Below are 6,364 nucleotides of genomic sequence, written 5' to 3'. Positions count from 1 at the left end.
GGCGCGCCCGGCGCGCACCGCGGGCACGGTCGTCAAGGACGAGGGTGAGGGCGGCAAGCAGCTCGCCGCCTTCCTCGCCGACCAGAAGTTCATCTGAGCCGCCCCCACCCCCCGACCCAGCGAAACACGGAGACATTGAGCAATGGCTGAGATTCTCGTCCTGGTGGACCACGCCGAGGGTGCGGTCCGCAAGCCGGCCCTGGAGCTGCTGACCCTGGCCCGCCGCATCGGTGAGCCGTCCGCCGTCGTCCTCGGCGCCGGTGCCGCCGCGGCCGACATCGCCGCCAAGGCCGGCGAGTACGGCGCCGCCAAGGTGTACGTCGCCGACGGCGCCGAGTTCACCGACCAGCTGGTCGTCCCCAAGGTGGACGCCCTGGCCCAGATCGCCAAGACGGCCGCCCCGGCCGCCGTCCTGGTCACCTCCTCCGGCGAGGGCAAGGAGGTCGCCGCCCGCGTCGCGCTGCGCCTCGGCTCCGGCATCATCACCGACGCGGTGGACGTCCGCGCCGGTGACGAGGGCCCCGTCGCCACCCAGTCGGTGTTCGCCGCCTCGTACACCGTCGACTCCCGCGTCAGCAACGGCGTGCCGGTCATCACCGTCAAGCCGAACGCCGTCGCCCCGGAGGCCGCCCCGGCCGCCGGCGCGGTCGAGAACGTGTCGGTGGAGTTCACCGGCAACGCCGCCAAGGTCACCTCGCGCACCCCGCGGGTGTCCACCGGTCGCCCCGAGCTGACCGAGGCCGCCATCGTGGTCTCCGGCGGCCGCGGTGTCGGTGCCGCCGAGGGCTTCGGCGTGGTCGAGGAGCTCGCGGACGCGCTCGGCGCGGCCGTCGGCGCCTCGCGTGCCGCCGTCGACGCCGGCTGGTACCCGCACAGCAACCAGGTCGGCCAGACCGGCAAGCAGGTCTCCCCGCAGCTGTACGTGGCCAACGGCATCTCGGGCGCGATCCAGCACCGGGCCGGCATGCAGACCTCGAAGACCATCGTGGCCGTCAACAAGGACCCCGAGGCCCCGATCTTCGAGCTGGTCGACTACGGCGTGGTCGGCGACCTCTTCGAGGTCCTGCCGCAGCTCACCGCCGAGGTGGCGGCCCGCAAGGCCTGATCCCCGGACGAACCACGGAGGGCGTGGCACCGGGTGCTCGGTGCCACGCCCTCCGTCGTTCGCCCCGGTCCGCGGGCGCCGGAGCGGTGGCCCGTAGAGTCGGCCCGACGGCGCGGGACGCGGCGGCGCACGGCATGACCGTGTTCAGCGGGTTCGGCGCGACCAGGGTGAGACGAGGGCGAGGGCGGAAGCATGGCACTGCTGACGGCACTTCAGGGCGACTACGGCGATGCGGCGGACGCGCTGCGGATCGACGGTCGGGCGCTCTCCCGGGAGGACCTGCTGGGCGCGGCGACCGCCGTGGCCGACCGGGTGGCCGGGGCCCCCGCGCTCGCCGTGCTCGCCCGGCCCACCGTGGAGACGGTCATCGCCGTGGTCGGCGGCCTGCTGGCGGGTGTGCCGGTGGTGCCGCTGCCGCCCGATTCGGGGCCGAAGGAGCGCGAGCACATCCTGTGCGACTCCGGCGCGGCGCTGCTCGCGCACGCCGCCGGGGAAGCCGCGCCGGAGGGCGCTTCGGTGGAGGCCCTGCCGGTCGACCCCGCCGAGCGCTCCGCCACCGGTTACGCCGAGCCGGCCGCCGACGCCACCGGCTTCGTGCTCTACACCTCGGGCACCACCGGCGCGCCCAAGGGCGCGGTGATCCGACGGGAGGCGATCGCCGCCGACCTGGAAGCCCTGGCCTCGGCCTGGCAGTGGACCGCCGGGGACACCCTCGTGCACGGCCTGCCGCTGTTCCACGTGCACGGGCTGCTGCTCGGCGTGCTCGGTGCCCTGCGCACCGGCAGCCGGCTGGTGCACACCGGGCGGCCCACCCCGGAGGGGTACGCGGCGGCGGGCGGCAGCCTGTACTTCGGTGTGCCCACCGTCTGGTCCCGGCTGGCGGCGGACCCCGCGGCGGCCGCCCGGCTGGCCTCGGCCCGACTGCTGGTGTCCGGCAGCGCGCCGCTGCCCGTGCCGGTGTTCGAGAGGCTGGCAGCGCTCACCGGGCACGCCCCGATCGAGCGCTACGGGATGACCGAGTCACTGATCACCGTCAGCACCCGGGCGGACGGCGAGCGCCGCCCCGGCAGTGTCGGACTCCCGCTGGAGGGGGTGCGCACCCGGCTGGTCGGCGAGGACGGCGAGCCGCTGCCGTACGACGGGGAGAGCGTCGGTGAGCTGCAGGTTTCCGGGCCGACCCTGTTCAGTGGCTACCTCAACCGGCCGGACGCCGACGCCGAGGCCTGGACGGCGGACGGGTGGTTCCGCACCGGGGACGTCGCGGTGATCGGGCCGGACGGCTTCCACCGGATCGTCGGCCGCGCCTCGGTGGACCTGATCAAGAGCGGCGGCTACCGGATCGGCGCGGGCGAGGTGGAGGCCGCGCTGCGCGACCACCCGGCGGTCGCCGACGCGGCGGTGGTCGGCGCGCCGGACGAGGACCTCGGACAGGCGATCGTCGCGTACGTCATCCCGGACGGCGCCGTGACGGGGGAACAGCTGACGGCCTTTGTGGCCGAGCGGCTCTCGGTGCACAAGCGGCCGCGCCGGGTCGTGCTGGTACCCGAACTGCCCAGGAACGCACTGGGAAAGGTGCTGAAGAAGCAGCTGCTCGCGGAGACCGAGGGCCGCTGATGACGGGGCGTCGGCCGACCCGTCGGTGACGGCTGTTCGCCCTGATGCCCTGTCGGTAACCACCGCCCGGGAAACCTTCCTTTGGCGCACTCCGCTGCGCGCCGTGAGCGAACGCGTGCTTAACGTGACACGGAGGCAGAACTGATCTGCCGTGCGTACGGACCGGCGATCCCGGGGCCTATCGCGTGTCCGCAGCAGTTTCCGCAGCCGCCCGTCCGGCGGCCGTTCGCACCAGTGCGTTCGAAGCAGCGAAGGAAGTCAGCAGGATGACCACCGTCAACACCAGCGTGCCGGATACCGCCGAGGAGTCGACCGGGCAGCACGCCCCCGCCACCGCCGACCGCTCCGGCGGACCCGCCCGTCCCTCGCGGGCCGCGCGGGTCCGCCGGGGGATCGCGATGGCGGCCGTGGTCGCGGTCGGGACCGGGGTGATCGGCCTCGGCACCGGTGTGGGCCCCGCGGCCGCGGAGCGGGCGCCGGCGCACGCCGGGTGGGACGGCTCCAGGTACTGGTTCAAGAACGCCCAGGGCGAGTGGCGCTGGACCACCCACTACGACGTCTACGTGGCGCGGACCGGTGGCGCGAACTCCTCGTCGACGTCGTCCGCGAAGCCGAGCGGGGGGATCAAGCAGGGCTGGGACGGTTCCCGGTACTGGTTCAAGAACAGCAAGGGCGAGTGGCGCTGGACCACCCACTACGACGTCTACCTGGCGCGGACCGGCGGGTCCTCGTCCTCCTCCGGCGCCCCGTCCTCCTCCGGCTCCTCGGCCTCGCCCCATGACTCGGTGGCCGGGGACCGCAACGTCGAGGCCGCCGTGCAGTTCGCGCTCGCCCAGGTCGGCAAGCCGTTCATGACGGCGGGCAACGGGCCGGACGGGTACGACTGCTCGGGCCTGGTGCAGCAGTCCTTCCGGCGCGGCGGCATCGAGCTGCCGCGGATCGCCAACGACCAGTACGCGGCGACCACGCCGATCGGCGCGAGCCAGCTGCGCCGCGGCGACCTGCTGTTCTGGTCGCCGGACGGCACCCGGCGCGGGATCCAGCACGTGGCGATCTACCTGGGCAACAACCAGTACGTCGAGGCCGCGCGGCCCGGGACGAAGATCCGGATCTCGGGGATCAGCAAGGGGTACTACCCGGCGTACATGGGACGGCCGTAGCGGGGTCGCCGGTTCGGGCGCCAGGGGCGCCGGTGATCGGCGCGCTGCCTCTGCCGGCGGTGCCCTGGCGTGCGTTCCTGCGCGGGAGCTCAGAGGTCGGCCGGGCGGGGGAGGGCACCGCGGGCGCCGAGCGCGGTGACGGCGAAGGCGCCGGCGGCCACGGCGGTGGCGGCCGCCTCGGGGAGGGCGGCGCCGCGGGCCAGCCCGGCGGCGAGGGCGCCGCAGAAGACGTCGCCGGCGCCGGTGGTGTCGACCACCCGTACGGCGGGCGCGGGCAGCAGGGCGAGTACCTCCCCCATGACGACCAGGGCGCCCTCGCCGCCGAGGGTGACCACCGCCCCCTCGGCGTGGCGGGCGAGGGCGCGGGCGGCCTCGGTGACGGTCGCCGCGCCGGTGAGCTGGCGGGCCTCGACGGCGTTGGCGACCACCAGGGGTCGGCGGCCGCCGGGACCGGGGTCGGGCAGGGCCCCGGCCGGGGCGGTGTTGTGCAGCCAGCGGGTGCCGCCGTTCGGGCCCGCGGTGGGGAGGGCGGCGGCGGTGGCGCGGATGCACTCCGCGGGGACCTCGTTGCTGGTGAGGACCACGTCGACCGGGAGCAGGTGGAGCCGGGCCAGGGCGGCGGTGACCTCCTCCGGGGTCAGTTCGGCGTTGGCGCCCGGGACGACCACGATGCTGTTCTCGCCCGACGGGTCGACCATCACGATCGCCTGACCGGTCGGCGCATCGGGGTGCGTGAGCACGGCGCCCGTCCGGACCTCCGCGTCGCGCAGATCGGCGAGCGCCGCCTCGCCGTCGGCGTCGCGCCCGATCTTGGCGACCAGGTGGGTCGCCGCGCCCATCAGGGCCGCTGCCACCGCCTGGTTGGCGCCCTTGCCGCCGAAGCCCTGGTCGGCGGAGGTTGTCAGCACGGTCTCGCCGGGGGAGGGGAGCACGGGACAGCGGAGGATCCGGTCGGTGTTGACCGAGCCGATGACGACGACCCGGCCGGCGGGAAGCAGCTTCACCGTTCCTCTGTACGCGCCGGGGTGCGGGCGGCGCAAGGGGCACGCGCGGAGGCGGGCAGCGGAGACCGGGGAACGGGAGGGCGCAGGGGCGGCGCGCACGGCGTACGGGTGGGGCGCGCGGCGGAAGTCGGCCGGTCCGACTTCCTGTGCGCACGGCGTACTGTCAGGGGGCGGCTTTGCGGTCGAACGGTCTGCATGCCTCCCGGCCCAGGCCGCTGGCCTGGGCACATGCCTCTGTCAAGGGGCGGGCCGGGGCGCGTGGGCGGGCGCGGCGGGCAGGTATGGGGAGCGGCGTGGCGCGGGTACCACCACGGGTGGCGCTGGTTCGGTCGACGGGGGCGCTGCCCGGTGCGTACGGCATCGGGGCGAGTCGAGGGCAGGGGACGTTGTGATCGTCTGGGTCAATGGCACATTCGGGGCGGGCAAGACGAGTGCCTGCCGCGAGCTGGTGGAACTGCTGCCCGGGAGCGTGCTCTTCGATCCCGAGCTGGTGGGCCTCGGTCTGCGTCGGATGCTTCCGGCCGACCGGCTGGCGGCGGTGTCCGACTTCCAGGACCTGGCGGCCTGGCGCCGACTCGTCCCCGAGACGGCGGCCGCGCTGCTCGGCGAGGTCGGCGGCCCGCTGGTGGTCCCGATGACCCTGCTCAGAGAGGACTACCGGGACGAGATCTTCGGCGACCTCGCCGCTCACGGGATCGCGGTGCACCACTTCGTCCTGGACCCAGAAGAAACGATCCTGCGCGACCGCATCGCGCGACGCGAGGAGTGCCCGGGCGATCCGGAGGCCAGCGAGCGGGTCCGTCACTGGTGCCTGGAACACCTGCCCCGCTACCGGGCCGCCCGCCGCTGGCTGGTCGGCGACGCCCGGATGCTCGACACCAGCCGGCTCACCCCGCGCGAGACCGCGCACCGGATCGCCGAACTGGTCCGGGTCGGTGCCGCGCGCTGCCCGATCGTCCAGAGCCCCGACCCGACCGGGGACACCGTGGCCTCGGCGGTGCTGTTCTTCGACGAGCAGGACCGGGTGCTGCTGGTCGATCCGGTCTACAAGCCCGACTGGGACTTCCCCGGCGGCGTGGTCGAACGCGGCGAGGCCCCCACCGACGCCGCCCTGCGCGAGATCGCCGAGGAGCTGGGGCTGCGGCTGGACCCCGCCACCCTGCGGCTGCTCGCCGTCGACTGGGAGCCGCGCACCGGCCCGCGCCGCGGCGGCCTGCGGCTGATGTACGACGGCGGGCTGCTCGACGACGCGGGCCGGCAGAACGTGCTGCTGCAGCAGGAGGAGCTGCGCGGCTGGCGGTTCGTCACCCTGGACGAGGCGGCCGACCTGCTGCCGCCGAGCCGCTACCGGCGCCTGGCCGCGGCGCTGGAGGCGCGGCGGATCGGGGAGCTGCGGTACCTGGAGGCGGGGAGCCGGGTGGCGCTCGGGCTGGCCAGTACGGCGGACGCGGCGTAGGGCTGCGGTGGTCCGCCGGTGTGAC

The 6,364-nt window shown here is 75.0% G+C and carries 5 protein-coding genes and 1 pseudogene; 5 read left to right on the top strand and 1 reads right to left on the bottom strand.

From position 1 onward, the window contains the following. From ACFVWU_RS35390 to ACFVWU_RS35375, 4 genes and pseudogenes are all read left to right on the top strand, one after another. A pseudogene (locus tag ACFVWU_RS35390) lies at positions 1-97 on the top strand (electron transfer flavoprotein subunit beta); the annotation flags it as partial. 45 nt (positions 98-142) lie between these two features. Beyond that, positions 143-1,105, top strand: coding sequence for an electron transfer flavoprotein subunit alpha/FixB family protein (locus ACFVWU_RS35385; RefSeq protein WP_387628530.1), 963 nt, complete (start codon positions 143-145; stop codon positions 1,103-1,105). Positions 1,106-1,297: 192 nt separating this feature from the next. Then, positions 1,298-2,719, top strand: a complete 1,422-nt coding sequence (locus ACFVWU_RS35380) for an acyl-CoA synthetase (RefSeq protein ID WP_387628527.1) — start codon at positions 1,298-1,300, stop codon at positions 2,717-2,719. Positions 2,720-2,985: 266 nt separating this feature from the next. Beyond that, positions 2,986-3,879 carry a C40 family peptidase gene (locus ACFVWU_RS35375; RefSeq protein WP_387628525.1) on the top strand — a complete coding sequence of 298 codons (894 nt, stop codon included), beginning with the start codon at positions 2,986-2,988 and terminating at the stop codon, positions 3,877-3,879. 89 nt (positions 3,880-3,968) lie between these two features. Here ACFVWU_RS35375 and ACFVWU_RS35370 read toward each other — a convergent pair whose 3' ends face one another. Next, positions 3,969-4,883 carry a PfkB family carbohydrate kinase gene (locus tag ACFVWU_RS35370; protein WP_387628523.1) on the bottom strand — a complete coding sequence of 305 codons (915 nt, stop codon included), beginning with the start codon at positions 4,881-4,883 and terminating at the stop codon, positions 3,969-3,971. Between the two features lie 388 nt (positions 4,884-5,271). Here ACFVWU_RS35370 and ACFVWU_RS35365 point away from each other — a divergent pair, with 388 nt between their 5' ends. Beyond that, positions 5,272-6,339: an NUDIX domain-containing protein gene (locus tag ACFVWU_RS35365; protein ID WP_387628521.1), complete on the top strand. Its 1,068-nt coding sequence runs from the start codon at positions 5,272-5,274 to the stop codon at positions 6,337-6,339. Positions 6,340-6,364: the final 25 nt, after the last annotated feature.

This window comes from Kitasatospora sp. NPDC058190 (assembly GCF_042883685.1).
In the GTDB taxonomy this organism is placed as follows: Bacteria; Actinomycetota; Actinomycetes; order Streptomycetales; family Streptomycetaceae; genus Kitasatospora.
The sequence above is the reverse complement of the archived record's forward strand: the minus strand, read 5'-3'. Positions and strand labels throughout refer to the sequence as shown.